General features: G+C 34.4%; 21 protein-coding genes and 1 pseudogene. 16 read left to right on the top strand and 6 right to left on the bottom strand.

The genetic code is table 11. From position 1 onward, the window contains the following. Nucleotides 1-449: 449 nt before the first annotated feature. Together JM172_RS08975 and JM172_RS08970 are read right to left on the bottom strand one after the other, a co-directional pair. Nucleotides 450-1,829, bottom strand: coding sequence for an MATE family efflux transporter (locus tag JM172_RS08975; RefSeq protein WP_214481849.1), 1,380 nt, complete (start codon nucleotides 1,827-1,829; stop codon nucleotides 450-452). 273 nt (nucleotides 1,830-2,102) lie between these two features. Further along, nucleotides 2,103-3,074 (bottom strand): metal ABC transporter solute-binding protein, Zn/Mn family, encoded by a 972-nt coding sequence (locus tag JM172_RS08970; RefSeq protein ID WP_214481848.1) that lies wholly within the window; start codon nucleotides 3,072-3,074, stop codon nucleotides 2,103-2,105. A gap of 282 nt (nucleotides 3,075-3,356) precedes the next feature. On the opposite strand from JM172_RS08970, the pseudogene JM172_RS08965 reads away from it, so the two are divergent. Next, nucleotides 3,357-3,479: pseudogene (locus JM172_RS08965) on the top strand (YjcZ family sporulation protein); the annotation flags it as partial. Between the two features lie 697 nt (nucleotides 3,480-4,176). Here the strand turns inward: JM172_RS08965 and JM172_RS08960 are convergent. Continuing rightward, nucleotides 4,177-5,640, bottom strand: a complete 1,464-nt coding sequence (locus JM172_RS08960; RefSeq protein WP_214481846.1) for a phosphatidylinositol-specific phospholipase C domain-containing protein — start codon at nucleotides 5,638-5,640, stop codon at nucleotides 4,177-4,179. A gap of 291 nt (nucleotides 5,641-5,931) precedes the next feature. Here JM172_RS08960 and JM172_RS08955 point away from each other — a divergent pair, with 291 nt between their 5' ends. From JM172_RS08955 to JM172_RS08900, 12 genes are all read left to right on the top strand, one after another. Then, nucleotides 5,932-8,001, top strand: a complete 2,070-nt coding sequence (locus JM172_RS08955) for a sigma-54-dependent Fis family transcriptional regulator (protein ID WP_214481845.1) — start codon at nucleotides 5,932-5,934, stop codon at nucleotides 7,999-8,001. A 667-nt stretch (nucleotides 8,002-8,668) separates the two neighbouring features. Further along, the gene (locus JM172_RS08950) at nucleotides 8,669-10,192 is read left to right on the top strand and encodes an acyl-CoA synthetase (RefSeq protein ID WP_214481844.1); all 1,524 of its coding nucleotides are present in this window, start codon (nucleotides 8,669-8,671) and stop codon (nucleotides 10,190-10,192) included. Nucleotides 10,193-10,214: 22 nt separating this feature from the next. Next, nucleotides 10,215-11,393 (top strand): CaiB/BaiF CoA transferase family protein, encoded by a 1,179-nt coding sequence (locus JM172_RS08945; protein WP_214481843.1) that lies wholly within the window; start codon nucleotides 10,215-10,217, stop codon nucleotides 11,391-11,393. 39 nt (nucleotides 11,394-11,432) lie between these two features. Next, nucleotides 11,433-12,611: a lipid-transfer protein gene (locus JM172_RS08940; protein WP_214481842.1), complete on the top strand. Its 1,179-nt coding sequence runs from the start codon at nucleotides 11,433-11,435 to the stop codon at nucleotides 12,609-12,611. 97 nt (nucleotides 12,612-12,708) lie between these two features. Continuing rightward, complete coding sequence (locus tag JM172_RS08935) at nucleotides 12,709-13,152, top strand: MaoC family dehydratase N-terminal domain-containing protein (RefSeq protein ID WP_250886585.1); 444 nt, start codon at nucleotides 12,709-12,711, stop codon at nucleotides 13,150-13,152. 96 nt (nucleotides 13,153-13,248) lie between these two features. Continuing rightward, nucleotides 13,249-13,635: a MaoC/PaaZ C-terminal domain-containing protein gene (locus tag JM172_RS08930; protein WP_214481841.1), complete on the top strand. Its 387-nt coding sequence runs from the start codon at nucleotides 13,249-13,251 to the stop codon at nucleotides 13,633-13,635. Nucleotides 13,636-13,976: 341 nt separating this feature from the next. After that, nucleotides 13,977-14,789 (top strand): SDR family NAD(P)-dependent oxidoreductase, encoded by an 813-nt coding sequence (locus JM172_RS08925; RefSeq protein WP_214481840.1) that lies wholly within the window; start codon nucleotides 13,977-13,979, stop codon nucleotides 14,787-14,789. Between the two features lie 209 nt (nucleotides 14,790-14,998). Further along, nucleotides 14,999-16,114, top strand: coding sequence for a 4-hydroxyphenylpyruvate dioxygenase (hppD, locus tag JM172_RS08920; RefSeq protein WP_214481839.1), 1,116 nt, complete (start codon nucleotides 14,999-15,001; stop codon nucleotides 16,112-16,114). Between the two features lie 196 nt (nucleotides 16,115-16,310). Continuing rightward, nucleotides 16,311-16,937 carry a flavin reductase family protein gene (locus tag JM172_RS08915; RefSeq protein ID WP_214481838.1) on the top strand — a complete coding sequence of 209 codons (627 nt, stop codon included), beginning with the start codon at nucleotides 16,311-16,313 and terminating at the stop codon, nucleotides 16,935-16,937. 79 nt (nucleotides 16,938-17,016) lie between these two features. Next, nucleotides 17,017-17,925, top strand: a complete 909-nt coding sequence (locus tag JM172_RS08910) for a fumarylacetoacetate hydrolase family protein (protein WP_214481837.1) — start codon at nucleotides 17,017-17,019, stop codon at nucleotides 17,923-17,925. 12 nt (nucleotides 17,926-17,937) lie between these two features. Further along, nucleotides 17,938-19,092, top strand: a complete 1,155-nt coding sequence (locus JM172_RS08905; protein WP_214481836.1) for a homogentisate 1,2-dioxygenase — start codon at nucleotides 17,938-17,940, stop codon at nucleotides 19,090-19,092. 567 nt (nucleotides 19,093-19,659) lie between these two features. After that, nucleotides 19,660-20,010, top strand: a complete 351-nt coding sequence (locus JM172_RS08900) for a hypothetical protein (RefSeq protein WP_214481835.1) — start codon at nucleotides 19,660-19,662, stop codon at nucleotides 20,008-20,010. A 37-nt stretch (nucleotides 20,011-20,047) separates the two neighbouring features. Here JM172_RS08900 and JM172_RS08895 read toward each other — a convergent pair whose 3' ends face one another. Beyond that, on the bottom strand, nucleotides 20,048-20,644 hold the full coding sequence (locus JM172_RS08895; protein WP_214481834.1) for a TetR/AcrR family transcriptional regulator: 597 nt from the start codon (nucleotides 20,642-20,644) through the stop codon (nucleotides 20,048-20,050). A 148-nt stretch (nucleotides 20,645-20,792) separates the two neighbouring features. On the opposite strand from JM172_RS08895, the gene JM172_RS08890 reads away from it, so the two are divergent. Together JM172_RS08890 and JM172_RS08885 are read left to right on the top strand one after the other, a co-directional pair. Next, nucleotides 20,793-21,680: an ABC transporter ATP-binding protein gene (locus JM172_RS08890; RefSeq protein ID WP_214481833.1), complete on the top strand. Its 888-nt coding sequence runs from the start codon at nucleotides 20,793-20,795 to the stop codon at nucleotides 21,678-21,680. Then, nucleotides 21,677-22,486 (top strand): ABC transporter permease subunit, encoded by an 810-nt coding sequence (locus JM172_RS08885; RefSeq protein ID WP_214481832.1) that lies wholly within the window; start codon nucleotides 21,677-21,679, stop codon nucleotides 22,484-22,486. Before JM172_RS08890 ends, JM172_RS08885 begins: the two co-directional genes overlap by 4 nt. A gap of 354 nt (nucleotides 22,487-22,840) precedes the next feature. On the opposite strand, the gene JM172_RS08880 is transcribed toward JM172_RS08885, so the two are convergent. Together JM172_RS08880 and JM172_RS08875 are read right to left on the bottom strand one after the other, a co-directional pair. Next, complete coding sequence (locus JM172_RS08880; protein WP_214481831.1) at nucleotides 22,841-23,086, bottom strand: hypothetical protein; 246 nt, start codon at nucleotides 23,084-23,086, stop codon at nucleotides 22,841-22,843. Nucleotides 23,087-23,167: 81 nt separating this feature from the next. Continuing rightward, nucleotides 23,168-23,356 (bottom strand): hypothetical protein, encoded by a 189-nt coding sequence (locus JM172_RS08875; RefSeq protein WP_214481830.1) that lies wholly within the window; start codon nucleotides 23,354-23,356, stop codon nucleotides 23,168-23,170. Nucleotides 23,357-23,718: 362 nt separating this feature from the next. On the opposite strand from JM172_RS08875, the gene JM172_RS08870 reads away from it, so the two are divergent. Beyond that, the gene (locus JM172_RS08870) at nucleotides 23,719-24,609 is read left to right on the top strand and encodes an ATP-binding protein (protein WP_214481829.1); all 891 of its coding nucleotides are present in this window, start codon (nucleotides 23,719-23,721) and stop codon (nucleotides 24,607-24,609) included. Nucleotides 24,610-24,611 lie beyond the last annotated feature (2 nt).

Genomic DNA, 24,611 nt, shown 5'->3' with positions numbered 1-24,611 from the left:
CGTATATTTTGTTGAAATAGTTTCTATACGGCATAAAAAAGAAAAGATTGAAATCGCTTTTTATTGAAGGAAAAAGGCTACGAATGTTTGTAAGATACTTGGTCCCTTTTATTCTTACAAAAAATTAAAAATTATCTATTGGTTAAAAACAATTGCAATTATTATTTTCTTCATAACTATTAGGGTGTAATACTGTTTATTAACAAATACTGAACATAGTTAAACAATTAAATGTATTGCTTCTATAACAAAAAATGAACCTGTTAATTTGGCATTTTACATCAAGGATATCATCTTTGCGGAATTTCACTATAAAATGTTATACAAATCAAATTGACCAAAATCCAGAAAATAAAAGCGGAGTGTATATTATGGGGCTGTATATTCATTAAAATTTAATAAAAACAATCCCCCATCTTAATGCTTAGAGAAGGGGGACAGATAAATAATTAATTTTTTCCTTGTAATAATTCCATTTTATGAACGACAAACTTATTTCGTTGAATAAATATTAAGCGTGTAAATAAACAAATTGCTCCAACCGTTAATCCTGATATTAAGCCAATCCAATAACCAAATGCACCAAATGATGTATAGTTAGCGAGTATATATCCTAGTGGAAGACCAATAATCCAATAAGACACAAATGCCAACATAAAGGTTACATTTACATCTTTATAGCCTCTGAGTGCTCCTTGAATAGGGCTCCCGATTGCATCTGATAATTGAAAAAAAATAGCAAAAAATAAAAACTGCTTAGTTAATGATAAGACCGTTGGATCAGTTGAATAGAGGCCTGCAACAGTATCTTTAAATATAAACAAACCTACAGCACACCCAATAGCTAATATGACTGCAATGCTAATTCCTAAGTAGCTATATTGTACAGCGTCTTTATATCGATTTGCGCCTACTTCAAATCCTACCGAGATAGTTAATGCCATTGAAATACTTAACGGTAGCATGTATAAAAATGATGAAAAATTTAGTGCAGCTTGATGAGCTGCAATGGTGTCTGTATTAAATTGACTCATTAGCAAAGTGACGGCAGCAAATATACTCGTCTCAAAAAAGATCGCAAATCCAATGGGTACACCGATTTTTATTTGCTCTTTCCAAGCTGTCAATGACAATCTTTCAAACTTAGAAAAGAGTTGAAATTTAGCAAAGGGTTGTACTTTTTTAATAATAAAAATTGTAATAATTAATAAACACCAATACGTAATAGCCGAGGCATAGCCAGCTCCTACTCCGCCTAATTTTGGAAAACCAAATTTCCCAAAAATCAGTAAATAGTTCAATAGAACATTGATAGGGAGTGAAATAAGCGTAATGATCATTGTTGTTCGAGTTTGCCCAAGACCATCAATAAAGAAACGTAAAACGTTGTAAAAAAATAAAGGAAGTAAACCGAACGACAATGCTTTTAAATAGTCAAAAGCAATATTACTTACATGGTTATCTAGATCCATAGCATTAATAATCGGTTCTAAAAAGAATAATCCGATAATGAATACTACTAAGGCGATGACTAATGATAAATATACTGCTTGAATGACAGAAAAAGAGACTTTTCTTGTCTCATCAGCACCTACATATTGTGAAACTATGGGTGTTAGTGCCATAAGAATTCCTGCTAATCCTGTAAATATTGGTACCCATAGGCTTGAACCTATTGCAACACCAGCCAAGTCATTTTTTCCGGCATGACCAGACATAATTGTGTCGAAAAAATTCATCGAAAACATGCCTAGCTGAGTAATTAGAATTGGAATTAAAATGGAGGTAAACTGTTTTAGCTTTTCAGATTTTGTGTTAGTTTCTTTCATTTGTAATCTCCTCAAATAGTGGGATGAACATTTATACGGATGTAAATAGATAAAGTGGAAAACCTAACATACATTTATGAGCAAATTGATTTTTACTTCGAGAACCATAAGCGGTTGTGATTTTTTGTTATGCATAGGACGAAAATGACAAAGTAATGAGAAAAATCATTATTTAGTTGGTTGTTCAAACACCTTTAATATAAACTATGATTATATCACAACTAACCCGTACCACAATACTATGATACGGGATAAACTGTTGTTATTGTTAATTTAGTTCAAGGCTATTTTAAGAGTTTCAAGGTTTTTCTCCATCAGGCTAAAATAATCTTCACCATTTGAAATGTCGTCATCAGTTAAGACAGACAAGTTATGAATTTGTAATGGAGTTGCATTAAGCTCGTTTTTAATAACATCTATCACTTTTGGTTTTACATTTTGTTCTAATAAAATATATTTTATTTGATGTTCGTTAGCAGTTTCAATAATTTCAGCTAATTGTTTTTGTGACGGCTCATTAGTTGAAGAAATTCCAGCAACAGCTATTTGTTTGATGCCATACCTTGATTCCCAATAACTATATGCAGCATGAGATACAAGTATTTCTCTGCGTTCTGCTTGTTCTATTGTTGTCTGGAACTGATTGTCGAGATTTGTTAACTCTTCTTTTAATAATAGAAAGTTGTTTTCGAAATCATCTTTTGCCTCAGGTTTTAAGGCAGTTAAGGCATCTGTTATTTCCGCAGCCAGTTCAATCGCTAATGTCGGGTCTAGCCAAACATGTGGATTAAGATCATCGTCATGTTGGTCATGATCGCTATCTTCATGCTCATTTTCTTCCGGCTTCTCTTCTTCGGAATGATTTTGCTCCTCACTCATCAATTTGTCAGCGGTTGCCACAAATTGAACATTCTCTTTTTCTAACGCATCCTTCATTTTATCTACATAATTTTCTAGTTGATTACTGCTATAAATAAACAGATTTGCATTGGCAATTTCGATCATTTTTTTGGGGGTAGGTTCAAATGTATGTGCGTCAGCTCCAGCAGGAATGACGGATACTACTTCAACATGTTCTTTTCCTATTTTTTTTGTGAAATCCTCCAATGGATAAAGAGTCGTATAAATCTGTAAGGTTTCCTCATTTGTTGGGCTTGTTGCTACTGTATTATTCTGGTTACTACAGCCAACCAATACAAGCATAATTATTATTGCTATTGCGTATACACGATTAAGTAATGACATATATAAGTTCTTCCTTTCTTTCAAACTACTTATGTATTATATCGTAATCGTTACGATTTGCAAATAGTAATGATTACGTTTTCTAAAAATATTTATTTGTGTAACAGCATAAGTATAGATCAAATTTTTCTTGTTATTCCATATTTTTATAATGTACCCAAAAAATTGTACGTTTTCATCATGTCCATTCGTACAAACAAAATACACTAATCTTTCATAGAAATATATAGATAAGAATGGGGAGGTGATATTATGTGTGGTTATGGTGGTGTAGCAGGTGCTGGCTACCCTGGGTACGGTTATGGCCCTGGAGTAGGAGGAGCATTTGGATCAGGGTTTGCATTGATCGTTGTATTATTTATTCTACTCATTATCGTACTAGTCGGTGTGTGTGCAATTGTGTAAATAAAAAACTTGTCATTTCAAATAGGGAGGTCCAAAAACCTCTCTATTTTAATTCAAAAGCTGTTTTAGCATTGATTGTTACTTTTCGTAATTAGAGCAAAACCCCTGAGTATAACTAACGTTCGGGGCATTTTTTCTTCGCTAAAGTCCATATGAGTCATTTTATAACCATCAGATACTCAAATGTAAGTGAAAAAAGTAACAAAGTTTACGAAAAGAACCTTATTAATCGTATGAATAAAAGTTCCCTAGGATGTTTCCTCTCATTAAAAGAATCAGCAGAATTCAGCAATATACCTATGGTGTTTTTGTTGGAACAACAAAGCTAACGAATAAAGCCTTAGTGGAAAGTAGTACGAAATGTTCATGTTCGAATTTCCAATTTAAAGATTACTATATGAAAGTGACTGAGATGTTAGAATTTATTTTTAAGGTACGATGGGTATACATAAACAGTTTATCCTTAAAATTTTATAACAATAACTTTTATCTTAAACATTCAATTTTTACTCCTGTATACGTATGTAACCTCCCTACTATCACAGGTGAGGTGTTTGTTTAAGTAGGGAGGCCGGATTTACAAGTGGATTAGTATATCTTATGCGAGCAAAATTGATCAGCTTGTGTAGTTGTCTTAGGTGAAATGCATATTTTAAGCCATGAATCAATTCTTCTCTTGAAAACTTTGGGAATTGATTTATTTAACAGCATATATATTAACGGTAAATGATTGACCTGATGTACTTAATGGGTCAGCAATATATAAAGAATCATTTTTTACTACTTCAGTGTAGGAACCATTTTTTAATGAGTTAAAAACGATAGGGTCAGTCCAAATGGCAACATCTTCTTTCACACTGAAGCTAATCGACTGTGCGTTAGCATTGCCAACTATCTCCCAATATAATTGTTTTGTACCAGCTGGTATATTAGTTGTGGTGAAATTGTTACTAGAACGGTGTTTTTGACCAGATTGTGGTCCACCTTCAGATGAAATAGTCCCAATCAGCGTTAAATCTTCTTTATTAGGCCCATCAAACGTGCTTCCTTCATTCATGCTTTTAATTATATCTACGATTTCTGTTTCGTGAAACCAATCCAACATGATGATGTTTAATGGTTTACTAGACCATTCATTTTGTACTAAGCTAGGAATTTCATTGTTGGCAAGCCTGACTAGATCATGTAACGAATTAACTCCTGTTGCAGAAAATGGATCAAAACCACCTAGAACTGCATCAACAATAACATCTTCATCGGCCGTTAACACACCTTGAAGTACAAAAAGCTTGTTTTGGCTTGCCGACTCTATACTTTCATTAAGCTTTTCTTTAAGGATCTCTACATCGGTTGTATTTGCCCAATCCGATTGCATACTAGATTTTCGATCCCACAACCAATTGTTAAATTCATCATCATAGAGAGCCCTTATATCTAATGTATTCGTATATCGTTGATGATCAGTACCATATAAGACAATGACACGTTTATTTTCGTTCCAAAGTTGTTCTAAAGGTACATGGACCCCATATGATGAAGGAATTAATAATTCTCCGAACGTATTTATGAGTAGGTTATTTAAGTAATCGTAGCTTTTTTGAGTCATTTCGTAAAAGTGCTGGAAGTCTAAGATTATGATTTCCTTTTCATTATTTTCTATGAATCTTTTTGATGCAGCAAGTATTTCATCTACAGACTCACCGTATAAGCCATGAAGAGTGCGTAAGTTAGTTTCTTGTATTTGATAGTCATCAAATACCGGTTGCCATACATTAGGTGCAACACGTAAATCAAAATAACGAATCCCTTCATTTAATTGTTGCTCAATAGTAAGCCCTTGTGTTTGTGACCAGTCAGCAACGATAGACTTTCCTGCTTGTGCAGCTCCGTTTTGTAACAAGTTCTTAAGATCCCAAAAATCTGGACCCGGATCTCTTGGATCATTCGCATCATCCATAGTGGCTGTCCCAGAATCATGCGTTCCTGGTAAAATAACCTCACGTAATGTTCTTTCCCCAAACTCAGGGTTTGCCATACTAACTTGCTCCATCCAATTTGAATTGTCGTTTGCTGCACTTGCAATATTGCTAGTTTTTATAATGGGGATAACTAAAAGTACAACAATCATTGTAAGTAATAATGATTTCATGTTTTTTTTCAATATAAAAACCTCCTTTAGTTTTATAATTAATATATTATATAATTATGAATTTTCTATAAACTATGAATAACATTGCTAATAGCTGAAAAACTAGCAAAAATCATCTTTTTTCGCTAAAATTCTTTAATTATTAAATAAAATGATAAATATATTTATAAAACTTTTTAATATATTGTAATAACTGGTGACTAGATGTATACAATTGATGTATGTGATTAGAGGAAAATTGCCAATACTTATCGAAAAACGTAACAATAGGTTTTGGTATTAATAGAGTTAGAAGGTGAATGAATGTTAAGAGTAACAGATATTATGACAAAAGTAGAAGAGTTTCTTTATGAGCATAGTTCAATTTCTGAAGCAATTGATATAATGAGAAGGCTCAAATGGAATACGATTCCTGTATGTGATAATAATCAGAAATTAGTTGGTGTTTTTACGAGGAGCATTCTATATAAACAATTATTAAATCATACTAATCTTTCTAGCTCAATAGGAGATTTTATTCGCAAAGAAGTATATGTGCTGCCGACTAATACACCGTACGAAAAATTACATCCACTTACTTTAGAAAGCAAAGTAGGTACTGCAGTCGTAATAGATGAGAGTAGTAAAGTAGTTGGTCTCGTAACAAAAACAGATTTAGTAGTGACTTTTTTACAATCGTCACAATATTTAACGAATCAATTAGAAAAGATATTAGAAACATCTCAATTAGGTGCATGCATGACTGATGAGAACGGATATATTTCATATGTAAATGAACAGCTCTGTACCATTTTTGATCTTAATGAACAAGATGTACTTCATGAAGACGTCACAAATTACCTCCCAAAACATTATTTAAATGACTTGGAAAAAAAGCTACCGAAAAGAATGACATTCAATCATCACCACACGATTGTGAGAGTTTCGACATACAACTTAGTTAATGGAAAAAAGGGATACATCGCTTTATTTCAAAATGTAACTGAACTTGAACAAATAGCTCAAGAATTAGAGACTGTAAAAAAACTTAAAAGATTAGTAGAAACAGCGATTGATAATGCCTATGATGGAATATTGATGATAAATGAGGAAGCAAAAATTGTTTTTTTCAATTCGATGTTATGTGATTTATTTGAGTTGGACTCACATCATATAAAAAATCAACATGTTGATCAAATTCTTCCTCATTTCAATTTGCAAGAGGTTATGAAGACAGGTGTTGCTACTGTAAGTAAGGTTATGAAGATCAAAGGTATTAAATACATGCTTCATCGTATTCCTGTTTATCAAGACAACATGATTATTGGGGCAATTGGTAAAATCAGCTTTCGTCAACTAAAGGAAGTCCAAGAACAATTCAGGAAAATCGACCAGGAAAATAAAACAGTTAGCATAAGTAATCATGTAACTGAAACATCTAGGTATTCATTTGATCACATCATTACAAGAAGTGCTAATATGGAAAAGTTAATTAGAAGTGTTAGGAAAGCTGCTAAGGGGAAATCTACTATTTTAGTTCGAGGAGAAAGTGGGACAGGAAAGGAACTTTTTGCTCATGCTATTCATAGTGTCAGTATGACTAGTAATGGTCCTTTTGTTACAGTGAATTGTGCTGCGATACCTGAGCATTTGCTGGAATCTGAGTTTTTTGGTTATGAAGCTGGGGCTTTTACTGGCGCTAAACAAAAGGGGAAATACGGAAAATTCGATCATGCAAATGAGGGTACGCTGTTTTTGGATGAAGTCGGTGATATGTCTTTGCAGCTTCAAGCAAAACTATTAAGGGTATTACAAGAGAAAGAGTTTTATAGAGTTGGAGGAAATGAGAGGGTTCAAGTAAATGTTAGAATTATTGCAGCGACAAACCGGCCCTTAGAAAACATGGTAGAAAGTGGAAAATTTAGAGAAGATTTATATTATCGACTTAATGTCATTTCATTTGAAGTACCTCCCTTAAGGAAGCGGCAGGGAGATATATTAATTTTAAGTGATGCTTTTATAGATGATCTCAATCAAATAAATGGCACGAGTATAACGGGGATCGATGATGATGCCAAAAAGGTTATGTTGTCATACGATTGGCCTGGAAATATACGTGAACTTCGCAATGTAATAGAAAGAGGTATGGTTTTTGCAGAGCATGGGAAAATTGAAGCTCATGATTTACCTGATTATTTACTAAATAAAGTAAAGATACATTCTACAAAAATGGAAAATTCCATGAACAAACAAGCATTATTGGATGAAGCAGAAATGAGAGTTATTAAAGAAATGATGGAAAAAGTAGAAGGTAATAAAACAAAAGCTGCAAAAATGCTAGGTATAAGTCGCTCTCTACTATATAAAAAACTTGAAAAATATCAGCTTATGTAAAAAGTGTTTCCTTAATATTGGTTATGTTTGTCTTAATTTAAGACAGTCAATCTAAACAATTGTATTAATAATATACATAAGCATTGTAAATACCTAGCTGTAATAATCAGTGTTGTTTGAATTTGCAAATGAGTATTCATGTGTATACGTATAAAGTTACTAAATAACTATATAACTATTAACTATTTGGCACAGAACTTGCTTCTTAAATTACGAAAGAGTATTTGTTTCATGAGAGTGCAGAAGGAGGGAGTTAAAAAACTTAATAAGCTGTGCTATTTTTAAAAAAAGTAATCAGAGGAACCCACATGTTATGTAATTAGCTTATTGTGAACTTTGACTAACGCTGTTTTCGCATTGGTGGTTCATATTGTACTAAGAACTAGATACTACCTTTTCTCATTTATAATGAGGTCAATTACCATAAAATTATTAATAGCCTTTCTAAATTAGTCTCAATATCAACATAGGTTACGAGTAGAGCCGTAATTAATGAACAATTTCTGTAATTGTATGTTATATGTGGAAAGGAATGAATTTTTAGCGCTGTGTCTGACCACTCACATTGAAAGATTGTAATACTAAAAGACTTAAAGTTCGTTTAATAGTTGTTCTCAGAGATATTGTACACGATATTGGTCACGTAAAATAATATAGGGGGATCAATTTGAATATTGGAAGTTGTCTCGCGATCAATGCAAGAAGGCATCCAGAAAAATGGGCTGTGATATTTGAGGACAGAGAGTATACGTACAAACAGTTAAACCAAGTTGTAAATCAACTTGCGCACGGTCTTCTAAAAGTAGGAGTAACAAAGGGTGAAAAAGTCGCTCTATTACTTAAGAATTCAGATTATTTCGTAATTAGCTATTTTGCTGCTGCGAAAATAGGTGCTGTAGTCGTTCCGCTTAATTTTCGTCTCATGGCACGTGAATTAAATTATATTTTGCACCAATCAGATAGTGTTGTTGTGATATATGATCAAGAGTTTGATGACATTATTTATGAAGCAAAACAAGATGTTCATTCAATAAGGCAAGTAATAGCAGTAACTCGTCCAAACAGACCTGAACATCTTTCAATCAAGGAAGTAGTATCTGAAAACATTTCGGAACCAGAGGTAGAAGTTATAGAAGAGGATGATTTGCATATTTTATATACGTCTGGAACGACAGGCTACCCAAAAGGTGCTTTATTTGATCATAAACGAGTATTAAACCTCGTCATTGCATCAATCGGGACAACTGGTTTAGCTTCATTTGAAAAACTATTACATGTTGCACCTCTTTTTCATAGTGCTCAATTAGGTTTATTTCTCATTCCTGGTATTAGTGTGGGTGCATCACATGTCATTCATAAAGAATTTAATCCTGTCGAAGTACTGAGAGCAATTGAAAAATATGAAATTACGCAATATTTTGGAGTACCAACGATGTATAACTTTTTATTGCACGTACCAAATGCAAAGGAATACAATTTGAGTTCTATTAAAAAGTGCTCATACGGTGCAGCACCAATGGCACCAGAACTCGTGAAAAAAAGTATGGAATTATTTCAAACTGATCAATTTTATAATTTATGTGGATTGTCTGAAGGTGGACCGGCTGGAATTTTTCTAACACCGGAAGATCATAAAGAGAATTTGGGTGCTTCAGGGAAGGATCCAACATTGTTAACTGAAGCAAGGGTTGTCAACGAACAAGGTAAGGACGTAGTACCTGGTGAAGTAGGTGAATTTATTCTTCGCGGTGAAACGATTATGAAAGAATATTACCGAAAGGAAAAGGAAACTCAAGATGCATTACGTGAAGGCTGGTTATTTACCGGGGATTTAGCAGTGAAGGATGAACATGGTTTTATTAAACTAGTAGACCGTAAGAAAGATATGATTATATCAGGCGGTGAAAATGTCTATTCAATTGAAGTAGAAAATTGTTTATACCAACATCCTGCTGTTATGGAAGCTGCAATTATTGGTATTCCTGATACGACTTGGGGAGAAATTGTAACCGCTGTCGTCGTTTTACACCAACAAAAAGCTGATGAAGAAGAACTAATAAATTTTCTTCGGCAACATCTAGCTGGGTATAAAGTACCGAGAAAGGTACTATTTGTCGATCAACTCCCTCGAAATGCTTCAGGGAAAATAATGAAATATAAACTTCGGGAACAATTTAATAAAGTGAAATAATGTGAAAGAGCGGTGAATTCATATGTCTCTTTTATCTTCGCTAAATATTCTTGATTTTTCTGGGCTGCTACCAGGACCATATGCGACGATGTTTTTAGCAGATTTAGGTGCAAATATTTTAAGAGTTGAATCTCCATCAAGGCCAGATTTGTTACGCATGACACCACCTATCGATGGCGAAGATTCAGTAGCACATCAATACTTGAATCGTTCAAAGCGTGCTATTGCTCTAGACTTAAAGAGAGAAGAATCAATAGATATAGTAAAAAAGTTAATTCATAAATACGACATAGTGTTAGAACAATTTCGACCAGGTGTCATGGATAGATTGGGCCTTGGTTATAATGAGCTAAAACAAATTAACCCTGAGTTAATATATTGCTCATTAACAGGGTACGGGCAAACAGGGCCGTATCGTAATAGAGCAGGACACGATAATAACTATTTGTCCATATCAGGAGTTACTAGCTATTCAGCTAGAAAGGGGTCCGTTCCAACCCCTTATGGGATTCAAATAGCAGACGTAGCAGGAGGATCCCATCATACTGTTATTGCTATATTAGCTGCAGCATATCACCGACAATTAACAGGTCAAGGGCAGTCAATTGATGTAAGCATGACAGATGCAGCATTTGCTTTGAATGGGATTTCTGGTGCTGGGTACCTAGCAAGTGAAGTAGAGCCAGAAGCAGAAGCATTAATGCTAAATGGTGGAACTTTCTACGATTACTACGAGACTAAAGATGGACGTTACTTTTCTGTTGGAAGCCTTGAACCGAACTTTAGAAAGCAACTTTGCGAAGCTGTCGGAGCTGAGGAATTGTTATCTCTTAGTTTAAGCATGAGTAAAGAGGATATGGAATTGTTTAAAGACAAATTAAAGTATATATTTCGATTGAAAACCTACGAAGAGTGGATATCAATATTTAATAAATTCGATGCTTGTATAGAGCCTGTTCTTCATTTTTCTGAAGCCGTTCATCATCCACAAATAAAAGCGCGTAATATGATAGCTGACGTACCGAAGGATGAAGGAGGAAGTCAAAAGCAACTTGCTTGTCCTATTAAGTTTTCTTCATTTCAACCATCATACAGTCATGTAGGTAGCGAGTTAGGTTATCATACTGATGAAGTATTGGAAGAATTAGGATTGAAGAAAGGTCAAATAAGCTCTTATAAGAAAGATGGAATTATCGGGTGAAGTAAACATTAACAGGAATTCATGGGAGGTTATGGTAATATGAGCAAAGCAAGAATAATTGGAGCTGATATGGTGAAGTTCGCTAAACCAGGTAAAAATGATCCGTATGAGGATATGGCTGCAAAAGCGATTAGTGGGGCATTAAAGGATGCTGGAATAGGCATTGACGAAGTACAACAAGCTTTTGCAAGTTATGTTTATGGCGAAAGCACTTCTGGTCAAGCTGCAATCTATAAAGTAGGAATGACTGGTATTCCAGTCGTAAATGTAAATAACAATTGTTCAAGTGGATCAACAGCGCTTTTTTTAGCACGTCAAGCTGTTGAGTCAGGGTCAGCTGAGTGTGTTCTTGCATTCGGTTTTGAAGAAATGAAACCTGGTGCATTGCAATCTGTATGGAATGACCGTACATCACCCCTTGATCTGTTTCAAGATAAATTAGATGAATTAACTCCACAAACTAAAGGGTTCCCGTTAACTTTGCGCATTTTTGGTGAGGCTGGAAACGAATACTTACGTAGATACGGTGCTAACCCAGATGTTTTTGCTAAGGTCGCTGTAAAGACAAGAAGTCATGCTGTAAATAATCCTTATTCCATTTTTGATACAAAACTAACAGTTGATGAAGTATTAAACTCCCCAGTCGTTTATCCAGAGCATTTAACAAGATTATGTGTTTGTCCACCATCTTGTGGTGCAGCCGCTGTCATTGTTTGTACTGAGAATTTTGCGAGGAAAAAAGGAATTGGTAATGCTGTTGAAATCGTGTCACAAACGATGGCAACAGATACAATTTCAACCTTTCAAGACCCAATCAATCTAGTTGGAGCAGACATGACAAAGCGTGCGGCAAAACAATTATATGAACAAGCTGGAATTGGACCAGAGGAAGTCCATGTAGTTGAATTGCATGATTGTTTTACACCTAATGAAATACTTACTTACGAAGGTCTGGGGCTTTGTCAAGAAGGTGAAGCAGAAAAGTTCATTAACGATGAGGATAACACATATGGTGGGAAATATGTTATTAATCCTTCTGGAGGATTAATGTCAAAGGGGCATCCACTTGGTGCAACAGGTCTTGCGCAATGTACAGAGCTCGTATGGCAACTAAGGGGTCAAGCAGACAAAAGACAAGTTGAAGGTGCTAATATTGCTTTACAGCATAATCTTGGATTAGGTGGTGCTGTTGTAGTAACGATGTATAAAGCTTCGTAAAAGTATATCTTTGTACATTCCAGTTTAATAAAATGTCACGATCTTATAGTTACTAATATTACTAGTTTACTAGTAAATGATAAAGGAGTGATGAGTTTTGCTAAAAGACATATCTACAAAAGTTGGAATGAAGTTTGAACCATACACATTTTCTGTCGAACAAGGTAAAGTGAAAGAATTTGTTTTAGCAATTGGGGATAATAATCCGATTTATTATTCAACTGAAGAAGCAAGAAAGCAGGGCTATGTTAAAATACCAGTTCCTCCAACATTTTCAACAGTTATTGATATGTGGGGTGGTGCTGACTTTGATTCATTAGTAAACGCACTTGATTTAGACGCTTTGAAAGTGTTACACGGTGAACAATCATATGAATATGTCGGCATGATTTATGTTGGGGATGTAGTAACAGCAGTAAGTCAAGTTGTTCATGCTACGACAAAGAGAAATATGAATTTTATTACGATAGAAACAACATATTCTAACGCTGATAAAGAAAAAGTATTAATTGGAAAATCGGTTATTATAGAGCGGCATTAATATCCCATTCTTTACTCTGATCGACTTGAGTGGATTAATGTAAGCTCACTGTTGGTCTAGTATCTAAAATGACTATAGAGGGAGAGGATTGAATTTATGAGTGACCTTCAAGTGATAGAGAAAGACAATATTTCTCACACACAAATCGTGAAATATGCTGGAGCATCTGGTGACTTTAATCCAATTCATACAGTTGTACCAATTGCAAAAAGTGTAGGTTTACCAGATGTTATAGCACACGGTATGCTCGTTATGGGAATGGCTGGTGATGCACTTACACAGTGGTTTCCAAGAAAAGATTTACGGAATTTTAAAGTGAGATTTTCCAAAATGACTTTCCCAGGAGAGAAGCTGTCAATTTCCGGAAAGATTGTAGAAGAAAAAAACGAAGATGGAGAAACCATAATGTGCGGAAAAATATTGGTACAAAATGAAAATGAGGAATTGAAGCTTAAAGGTGACTTTGAAGTTATGAAAAATTAGCCACAGTAAAGATATTTAAAAAAACTGAGGAAATTTAATGTTGAATAACTGTGTTAGTCTTGTTTGCCACTTTCTAGTACATTAAAAAAATTGTGGTACTCGGAGTTATCCATCCATATTTTTTACGTCTTTTTTCCTCATTTTGAACACGACCATAAAGTAATGACTCTTTTCGTAGACTTTGCTGCTATTGAGACTAGTTTGAGACAGTGACAGAAAGTTGATGCAATTGACTTTATGAAAAATGAGAAATGATGTCACGATAATTTTTTAGTGCAAAATCAAAAATCTAAACGGAAACTGCCTAAACGAAAATAGAGACAAGGAAGGGAGATAAGGTAATGAAAATGTTAGAAAATCAAGTTGCAATTGTTACAGGATCTGGACGAGGAGTTGGAAGGCAAGTAGCTGAATTGCTGGCTGAACATGGGGCACATGTTGTTGTGTCAGATAAAGATCAAGAACCTGCCGAAGAAGTCGTTAGTGCAATTAAAGAAAAAGGTGGAGATGCTATTTCAGTTAATGGAGATGTCACTTCTTCAGAGTTTCCAAAACAGATTATGGATGAAACGATTCAAGCTTATGGCAAGCTGGATATTTTGGTGAACAATGCTGGCTACACATGGGATGGGATGATCCATAAAATGACAGATGAGCAATTTCAAGCCATGGTCGATATTCATTTATTTGCTCCATTTCGACTTATCCGTGAAGCAACACCATATTTAAGAAATGCTCATAAAGATGACGTGGCAAAAGGTGTTGATCATTATCGGAAGATAGTAAATGTCACATCAGTAGCTGGAGTGATGGGCAATGTGGGGCAAGCGAATTATTCATCTGCCAAAGCTGGCTTAATCGGCTTAACGAAAACAGTTGCTCGAGAATGGGCACCTTATCATGTGAATTGTAATGCAGTCGCATTTGGTATGGTTGAAACGAGGCTAACACAACCAAAAGAAAAGGGTGAATCTATTAATGGTGTTGCAATTGGCATTCCAGAAAATATGAGGCAGATGATTCAAATGTCTATTCCTCAACAAAGAGCAGGAACAGCTTTAGAAGCTGCACAAAGTATCTTCTATCTAGCATCGCCATTATCTAATTATGTAAATGGTCAGGTGTTAAATGTGAACGGTGGCTTTTATTCTTAACAATATTCTCAATTATAAATTTTTTTAGATAAAATAATATATGTATATAAGACTAAAAAGCTAGTTATCTCTTAATTGAGTAACTAGCTTTTCTGTATTCAACTAAAGCGTTTTGGCTTCACAGTATACTCTTGAGTCATACGCCATTTTTTTACTATTATAAAATTAAGAAAATTAATTATTTTATGAAAAATAGGAGGTTTATGTGAATGAAAGAACAATTGTTAGAAACTGTTGAGAAGCAAGAGGAATTTTTTCCAGTAAGAGATGTAGACTATATTGAGTTTTATGTTGGGAATGCGAAGCAGGCATGTCACTATTTTTGTAGAACATTTGGCTTTAAACCAATAGCTTATTCTGGTTTAGAAACAGGGAATAGAGAAACGATCTCGTACGTTATTCAACAGAATAATATTCGATATATTTTAACAGGTACATTAGAATCGGAAAGTCGAGTATCTTCTTTTGTTAAAAAACATGGCGATGGTGTACGGGATGTAGCATTAGTTGTAGACGATGTAGATAAAGCATACAGTGAAGCAGTAAGCCGTGGAGCCATTGAACTTTTACCGCCAACTATATTATCGGATGAAAACGGATCAGTTAAAAAGGCGGTCATCGGTACATACGGTGACACAATTCATAGTTTAATCGAACGTACAAATTATAACGGAACTTTTTTACCAGGTTTCGAAAAAATTAATATGAATATACCATATGATGATGCTGGTTTAATTGCAGTTGATCATGTTGTAGGAAACGTTGAAGAGATGGAGCAATGGGTTACTTATTACGAAGAAGTAATGGGCTTTAAGCAATTAATTCATTTTGATGATGATGATATAAGCACAGAATACTCCGCGCTAATGTCAAAAGTGATGACCAATGGTGGTAGAATTAAATTCCCGATAAATGAGCCTGCAGAAGGGAAGCGTAAATCTCAAATTCAAGAATATCTAGAGTTTAATAACGGAGCGGGTGTGCAGCATATCGCTTTATTAACGGAAGATATTATAAAAACTGTTTCATCGTTAAAAGCAAATGGAATTGAGTTTCTTGAGACACCAGATTCGTATTATGAAATGTTATCTGAACGTGTTGGGGAAATTGATGAAGAAATTGAGAAGCTGAAACAGTTAAAAATCTTAGTAGATCGTGATGATGAAGGTTATTTATTACAAATCTTCACAAAACCAATAGTCGATCGTCCAACATTATTTATTGAAATTATTCAAAGAAAAGGTGCCAAGGGCTTTGGTGAAGGCAATTTCAAGGCGTTGTTTGAGTCAATTGAACGCGAACAAGCAAGACGCGGGAATTTGTAACGAACAATTTTCACAATGATGCATTGTTATTTTTTGTACCAGGAAATTACCGTATATTCAGCTAGTAAACGTGATCACTTTACTTTATAAAAACGGTGAAATCCCATAAGTCTTATCTAACATATGTATTTAATCTAGAAAAACATAAAATTTCGAGTCTTATTATACTAATAGTAATTTGAGGAGTTGAGTGCATTTGCAGATCGAGCCAAGCGATATTTCATGGCAGGACGCTTATAAGTTGTTAGTTGGGTCTGTTTTGCCACGTCCAATTGCATTTGTTTCTACAGTTGATGAAGAGGGACGGGCAAATCTTGCCCCCTTCAGTTTTTTTACATGTATTAGTGCTAATCCTATGCTTATATGTTTTGCTCCTATGGTTAGAGGAAGTGACTGTGGGAAAAAGGACACCTTGAGGAATATTGAAAAGACTAAGGAGTTTATCATTAATATTGTAAGCGAGGACATTATTTCACAAGTTAATGAATGTGCAACAGAGTATTCATCTGGGGTTGATGAGTTTACAATAGCTGGTCTTGGCAAAGAAGCTGGTCAAAAAGTACAAATACCAAGAGTTCAAGAGTGTAAAATACATTTGGAATGTAAATTGCATGAATTACATCATTACGGTTCTCACCCTGGGTCAGGCAGCTTAGTTGTTGGAAAAGTTGTATTAGTTTCTGTTGCAGACAATTTGTACGAGGATGGAAAAATTAATACTAGTAAGTTAAATCCAGTCGGTAGATTAGCAGGGCATGCGTACACTCGTGCAAATAGCGACACATTTATTTTAACAAGAAACAATATAAGTAAAGAGAAATAGTCTTGATTAATAGTGGAAATTCGTTATTAACAGTAATAATAAAAAGCTAATATAACTTAATGACTAAGGAGGGACAAAAGTGAAATATGTCACCTTCAAGACGGAAGCAGGTATTGAGAGAGCCGGATGGGTACATGAAGAAAAAATAGTCGACATGCATGCTGTTAGTGGTGGCAAGCTTCCACATAACTTATTACATTTTATTGAAAACTATGATTCATATATCAATCTACAGAATAATGTACATCTGTTTAATGATGCTATTTACGCACTAGAAGAAGTTAATATTTGTGCTCCACTACCTAAGCCACCAAGTGTTCGAGATTTTTATGCCTTCGAAGATCACGTGAAGACAGCAAGAAGTAGGAGGGGGCTTCAAGTTATTCCTGAATGGTATGAGATGCCAGTTTTTTACTTTTCAAACCATCAAGCGATCACTGGACCTGATGAGCTTATTAAAAAACCAAAGAATTGTAATCGTCTTGATTATGAACTTGAAATTGCATGTGTTATCGGTAAGCAAGGAACGAATATCTCGCGAATAGAAGCGGAAGATTATATTTTCGGGTACACAATAATGAATGATTGGAGTGCTCGGGATATACAAGCGAAAGAAATGAAGGTAGGTTTAGGTCCTGCAAAAGGAAAGGACTTTGCTACATCAATGGGCCCTTATATTGTTACGAAAGATGAACTTGAAAAATATAAAATAGGAGATCTTTATGATTTACAGATGGTGGCTAAGGTTAATGGCAGCACGACATCTGTTGGCAATTTTAATACTATTTATTATTCATTCGCACAAATGATAGAAAGAGCATCGAAGGATGTAACACTATATCCTGGTGATATTATAGGCTCAGGCACGGTAGGAACTGGTTGTATTTTAGAGCTTGGACCTGAAAAACAACGATGGTTGGAGCCTGGTGATTTAGTTGAACTAGAGATCACTGGCTTAGGGATCTTAAAAAATACAATTGTAGAGTAAAGGGGGATATTTGTGTACTACAGGCAAATGGGCTCAATTCCAAATAAACGGCATATACAATTTAAAAAAGAAGATGGTACATTATATCGTGAACAAGTAATGGGCACCAAAGGGTTTTCTGGAACACAATCAATATTATATCATCACAACATGCCAACGAAAGTTTTAGAAACGAAACATTTTTCAAATCCTGAAATAAAATTTGAAGAAAATTCGTCATTAATGCATCGGCATTTAAGAACTGAAAAATGTAATGCGACAAGTGATGCTTTATTCGGTCGCGAATATTTGTTAGGTAATGAAGACTTGCTTATCGGAGTCGTAAAGCCAAAAATAGCAATGAAGCATTATTACCGTAATGGAGATGGTGATGAACTGTTTTACATTCATTATGGTTCAGGGAAAATTGAAACAATATTCGGTAGTATTTATTATGAAGAAGGAGATTATATAGTTATTCCAATTGGTACCATTTATCGGATTGTACCAAATACAGAAGTGATGCAAACATTTCTCTTCGTTGAAACGAATAGTCAAATTACATCTCCACGTAGATATCGTAACGAATACGGACAACTTCTTGAACATAGTCCATTTTGTGAACGGGATATACATGGACCAGCTCAATTAGAAACGTATGATCAAACAGGTGCTTTTTCAGTATTAACTAAAGCTAGAGGAAGTATGACTGAGCATATTTTCCAACATCATCCGCTAGATGTTATTGGTTGGGACGGGTATTTATATCCGTGGAAGTTTAGTATACATGATTTTGAACCAATTACGGGTCGTATCCATCAACCGCCACCAGTCCATCAAACGTTTGAAGGACATAACTTTGTCATCTGTTCTTTTGTGCCAAGATTATATGATTATCATCCAGAAGCGATTCCTGCACCATACTATCATAGCAATGTTAACAGCGATGAAGTAATATATTATGTTGATGGAAATTTTATGAGTAGAAAAGGGATTGAAGAAGGTTCAATTACGCTTCATCCAAGTGGTATTCCTCACGGTCCACACCCTGGAAAAACAGAAGCAAGTATAGGTAAAAAGGAAACAGCGGAGCTCGCAGTTATGATTGATACATTTAAACCACTAAAGGTTGTCAGCAATGCGCTAGATATTGAAGATCGTGCATATATGTCTAGTTGGAATAAATGATATTTGTGAACTATTCATCCAGCCCACTAAAAATAGGGAGAAATTAGCCTGAATTCATGATGTTTGCATAAGTATATTGCTTATGCTTTTTTGCATATAGTCAGTTTGTATTATTGAGATATATGTTAATTAGGCTGAACTAGTGTTTTGCCCTTTCATTTGTAGATGGACTTGTTTATTTACATCAATTCTTTGGTGTAAGTTAGTGAATATTTTTACTAATAACGGAAATGGCATCGGGTGGCTCTATTCGTAAACGTTATTACGATAGTTTACGAATAAAATGGTGAGAAGATGTGACTCTATTCAAGTAGAAAAAATATCGCTATATATACATATTAAGCATCATCCTGTGTTGAAACAATTTAAGTTAGTTGTTCCTCTGACGATTCAAATCTTTGTGTAAAATGTTAACACAAATATTGTGTCATACAATAAGAAAAAATAATATATGTGTACGATGAGTGTACATGCTCTTCTTCAAATTAATAAGGCTTTTTTCGTTAATGCTGTTGGTTAGAACAAATCCGGAAAAAGTTACTTTTGAAGAGAAGGGGGATAACTGTTATGAACAATATGCGTTGGATGTCAACGATGTTTAACGTAGGTAAAAGGTCTGGACGACTGGTGAATCGCTTTAGAAAGCGAAGAAGGAATAATTGGGTTGCAATGAGTGCATCGGTAGTAGCATTATCCGTTCCTGCTTTACTCGGAATGGTAAGGATGAGAAATAACAAGACGATGACACAGCTAGGTGATGAGATGAAACGCATGGCTGAAAGAATGACTAATAATGCAAATGTTAAGTCACCATTGCCAAATTTCGAATTTGCAGAGGAGCTTGCACCTAACAACCCTAATAACAAAGTAAACAACAAACAACATCAAAATACTACACAGCCGGCAAAAACGAAATGACTAAAGTATTGACCACCTTGAATAAGGTGGTCAATGATCATCGTCTTCCTGCTATGCCATAGAAAAATAAATTAGTAAGATCTTCGATAAATTGCTCTTCACTTGAATATGAAATTGACAACTGGAGCATTTCCTCACTCTTTTCACTAAACATGTTCAAATAAAAAATTACTAAAGATGGTGCAATATCATTATCAATTTCACCGTTTCTTTTCGCCTTTTCAATCATTTCTATGAAAAGGGGAAATACTTTAGTTGAATAAATTTCTTTTACAAACTTATTCATTTCAGGGTCTTGCAGCAATAATTCATTTAATTTTTTTGCAGAGAATTTTTGTATGGTCCCTCTTTTTTGAAATAGAATGAAACTTATTGTTTCCTTAAATGACTTCGATCCTTCTGAAATTAGTTTTTCGTATTCCTCTAGATGTTGAAAGTAGAACGATTTTAGCGCCTCTCTGATTAGCTCCTCTTTACTGCCAAAATGATTATAAATTGAGACTTGTGATACGTCGGCTTTATTAGCTATATCAGTAATCCGAATAGCTCTTGGCTCCATACTACTCAATAATTCCAAAGTGGCATTCTTAATACTGTCTTTGATTCGTTGTGCTCGTTTTTCAAACCCATTCATTAAACTATCACCTTTTTATCTCACGTAATATTATGAAATATTTCAATTAATATATTTCATTATACCATTGACTTTAACATTTTAAAAATTTAAAATTAATGTAATGAAATATATCATATATTTCATAAATTTTAAGGAGGAGTGCAAAGTGATTCAAGTCAACGGCCTGACTCAACAATTTTCCAATGACAAAGGGATATTTGATGTATCATTTGAAGTCCATAAAGGAGAGGTTTTCGGTTTCTTAGGCCCGAATGGTGCTGGTAAATCTACTACTATACGGCATTTAATGGGGTTTATGAAACCACAACGAGGCTTTTCCTCAATAAATGGCGTAAATTGCTGGGAAGATCAAGGCAAGGCACGTAGCTACGTAGGTTATTTACCTGGAGAAATTTCATTTTTAGAAGGTATGAGTGGGATGGAATTTATTAATATGATGGCGGGCATGCAAGAAATTAAAGACTTTAGAAAGCGTGATGAGTTAATTGAGCGACTACAATTTGATCCTAAAACACCTATTAGAAAAATGTCAAAAGGAATGAAACAAAAGATAGGTATTGTTGTCACATTTATGCATGATCCAGAAATCTTAATTCTAGATGAACCGACATCAGGTTTAGACCCTTTAATGCAAAAAATATTTATTGATATTGTGCTAGAAGAAAAGGCAAAGGGAAAAACGTTTTTAATGTCTTCACATAGCTTTGCAGAAATCGAAAGGACTTGTGATCGAGCAGCAATCATTAAGGATGGTCGAATCATTACAGTAAAAGATATACATCAACTCCAATCTATGCAAAGAAAAATCTTTGAAATTACTTTTGCAAATGAAAATGATATTGAAAGATTAACAGCTTCCGGGCTTACGGTAGAAGTAATAAAAAATGGAGTAGCTCGGGTTGTCATTCAAGGGAATTATAATGATTTAATTAAAGAATTAGGTAATTACGATATTACCAATATGAGTGTAAGCAACCAAAGCCTTGAGGAAATTTTTATGAATTACTATGATTCAAAGGAGGGGATAAAGTGAATGCACCACTATATAAACAAATGATCAAATCGAATGTTAAGGGGTTTTTAAGCTTCGGAGTAGGGTCAGCTCTCTATGTTATTCTAATGACTTCCTTATATCCATTTATTGCTGACAACGCTGAGCAAATAAATGATATGTTAGAAATATATCCAGATGCTCTAAAACAAGCATTTGGACTTGAGTCTTTCGGGACTTATAGCGAATTTATTTCTGTAGAGTATTTTGGTTTGTTTTTTCCTATTATTTTAGGAGTATTTAGTGTGATGACAGCTGTGCAACTAATTGCAAAACTAGTTGACAGAGGCTCAATGGCGTATTTACTTTCAACCAAAGTCACACGTAGTTCAGTCGTAATTACACAAATAGCAGTATTAGTTAGTGGATTAATAATCATTGTTTTTTTAACATTCATCGGTGGTGTTATTGGAGGAGAATGGCTTATTGATGACCAATATGCAATTGGAACCAACGTATTTTTTAAGATCAATATAGTTGGATTATTATTGTTTTTCGCCGTTGGAGGCTACTCTTTCCTTATTTCTGCCCTGCTGAACGATGAGAAACTAGCATTTGGTCTTGCCGGTGGATTGACTTTTCTCTTTTATGGGTTAGATATGGCAGGGAAAATAAGCACTGACTTAGACTGGTTGAGAAATATCACTTTGTTCTCGCTGTATGAACCGAGTCAGATTGCTATTGGTGAAGGAGATGTATTCTCTTCATCTCTTATTCTATTGAGTATTGGCGTAATCATGTTTATTTTAGCAGTATTCGTTTTTAAACGTCGAAATTTACCTTTATAGTCATTGAATGTTTTATCTAGGAGGGCCTTTCTAAAATTTTGTTCTTGTTAACAAATTAGTTATATATATCATTGATTACAGAAGAATAGATGTCAAATAGATCTCCCCAACTCTAGTTGCGAATGTGTTTATTTCTTAATTCGAGAAAAAGACCAATGCGAAAACAGCAATAAGAAAAAATTAAGCTAGCCTATCCCAAAGGCTAGCTTTAATTAGTATAAGGAAAAAATGATTGTTTGATTTTTATTATATATTATTAATAACGTAGTTAACCTTTGCAACCACTGAGATTTACATGAATTAGTATCATCTGTTTCCTTCAAATCAGCATTTAGTAAACAAAAATTAACATTGTCAATTACTATACTGACTGTTCTTATTTTTTTGGAAGGATGGATGATGTGAAGCTTTCCTGTCATGGATTCCAGCGTATTCATGCCACCTACTCATTCTTGGAACATTGAAGCAGTTAAATTGCTCCCATTTATACACTTTGCCTTTTACTAGCATTCCTTCTTGCAATACTGCAAATATACTTCTGTCACCCGTCCAAGTAACGAGAATAGTTAATAAAAAGAGGTTCGGGAAAGTCTCAATCATACTTTTATTCTTTATATAACCCAAAACCAAAACAGTAGTTAGTATTAGTGTCATGCTAAAAGTAGTTCATTTGATTATTTTCTATTGTTTGGATGCAAAGGAGTGATTTGTAATGATCATGCCGTCGACTAACATGCCGTGTTGTTGCAGGTCTTTTGGCGTAGGATATACTAATGTATCAGAGATTTGGATCAGTTTTTTTGTTTTATTATAATGAAATATGGTTAAGCCAATAAGTAATATTAATAAAATAGTATCTAGTACTAACATCATGCATGCAAAGCACTTTTACCTAACACAAATATAAGTAACAATAATGTATAATAATTGTAGTTAAATAAGTAAATTCGTCAATATAACGTAGATTCCTCAGTATCTTCCTTATATACTTGCAGATAATTATTTATCAATGAGCACACATCTTGCCAACTTACTATTATTCTTTATACAATACATTAAGTAATATTTTTTTAAAAGTAGGCTGAATGAGCATATACTTTTCAATTTAACGCACAAATAGAATTTCGAAGAATCTCTTCCTCTATAAACTTTACCTTGCTATTTTTCATTCCATTAGCAACAAAGTTATCGAAAAGAGCCATAAAAATAATAGAAGGGTTTGTAACTACAGCATGAAAGCTAACATAAATACGATACAATTGCCTAGTCAAATAAGTAATATACTGAAAAGTAGAACCAATAATAAGTATCAACAAGAGGACAGTTTCCTAATTGGAAAAGGTGGTTATACGAGCGACAATACAAATATTTTATTTGATGCCATCGTTGCACTATCTTTAGGAAAAAATGTGTTGCTTAAAGGACCAACAGGATCAGGTAAAACGAAACTAGCTGACACCTTATCTAGCTTGTTTCAGCAGCCGATGCATAGCGTTAACTGTTCGGTTGATTTAGATGCCGAAGCTTTACTTGGATATAAAACGATTAGTGACGTCAATGATAGACCGACAATCGATTTTATTCCTGGTCCAGTAATAAACGCGATGCAAAAAGGGCACCTCTTATATATAGATGAAATTAACATGGCAAAGCCAGAAACATTACCTATTTTAAATGGTGTCTTAGATTATAGAAAGATGATTACAAATCCATTTACTAGTGAAGTAGTTCAAGCTGAAGAAGGATTTGGAGTCATTGCTGCAATTAATGAAGGCTATGTAGGGACAGTTCCTTTAAATGAGGCATTAAAAAATAGGTTTATTGTTATTGAGGTACCGTATATTCAAGGTAATAGTTTAGAGAATGTTCTTAAAGAGCAATCAATGTTATCAGATGAAAAGCTAATTAAATCGTTTGTCACTCTATCTGCTGATTTAATTACACATGTGAAACAAGGGAACATATCTGAAGAGGCTGCTTCAATACGTGCACTTATTGATACATGTGACTTAGCAGTTCACTTACCTCCTGAAAGGGCTGTTCAACGAGGTATTATTGATAAGCTCGAAGATGAAAGAGAAAAGTCTGCGGTAAAAAATATAGTCGAAACTCTATTTGAATGAGG

This window comes from Bacillus sp. SM2101, assembly GCF_018588585.1.
In the GTDB taxonomy this organism is placed as follows: Bacteria; Bacillota; Bacilli; order Bacillales; family SM2101; genus Nanhaiella; species Nanhaiella sioensis.
This window is presented reverse-complemented; position numbering and strand designations above follow the sequence as displayed.

Excerpts from the sequence above, each read along its gene's own strand:
- JM172_RS08975 (WP_214481849.1), bottom strand. The coding sequence starts at position 1,829 with ATGAAAGAAACTAACACAAAATCTGAAAAGCTAAAACAGTTTACCTCC.
- JM172_RS08955 (WP_214481845.1), top strand. The coding sequence starts at position 5,932 with ATGTTAAGAGTAACAGATATTATGACAAAAGTAGAAGAGTTTCTTTAT.
- JM172_RS08875 (WP_214481830.1), bottom strand. The coding sequence starts at position 23,356 with ATGTTAGTACTAGATACTATTTTATTAATATTACTTATTGGCTTAACC.
- JM172_RS08930 (WP_214481841.1), top strand. The coding sequence starts at position 13,249 with ATGAGTGACCTTCAAGTGATAGAGAAAGACAATATTTCTCACACACAA.
- JM172_RS08970 (WP_214481848.1), bottom strand. The coding sequence starts at position 3,074 with ATGTCATTACTTAATCGTGTATACGCAATAGCAATAATAATTATGCTT.
- hppD (WP_214481839.1), top strand. The coding sequence starts at position 14,999 with ATGAAAGAACAATTGTTAGAAACTGTTGAGAAGCAAGAGGAATTTTTT.
- JM172_RS08880 (WP_214481831.1), bottom strand. The coding sequence starts at position 23,086 with ATGATTGAGACTTTCCCGAACCTCTTTTTATTAACTATTCTCGTTACT.
- JM172_RS08925 (WP_214481840.1), top strand. The coding sequence starts at position 13,977 with ATGAAAATGTTAGAAAATCAAGTTGCAATTGTTACAGGATCTGGACGA.
- JM172_RS08870 (WP_214481829.1), top strand. The coding sequence starts at position 23,719 with ATGAAAGCTAACATAAATACGATACAATTGCCTAGTCAAATAAGTAAT.
- JM172_RS08940 (WP_214481842.1), top strand. The coding sequence starts at position 11,433 with ATGAGCAAAGCAAGAATAATTGGAGCTGATATGGTGAAGTTCGCTAAA.
- JM172_RS08900 (WP_214481835.1), top strand. The coding sequence starts at position 19,660 with ATGAACAATATGCGTTGGATGTCAACGATGTTTAACGTAGGTAAAAGG.
- JM172_RS08895 (WP_214481834.1), bottom strand. The coding sequence starts at position 20,644 with ATGAATGGGTTTGAAAAACGAGCACAACGAATCAAAGACAGTATTAAG.
- JM172_RS08945 (WP_214481843.1), top strand. The coding sequence starts at position 10,215 with ATGTCTCTTTTATCTTCGCTAAATATTCTTGATTTTTCTGGGCTGCTA.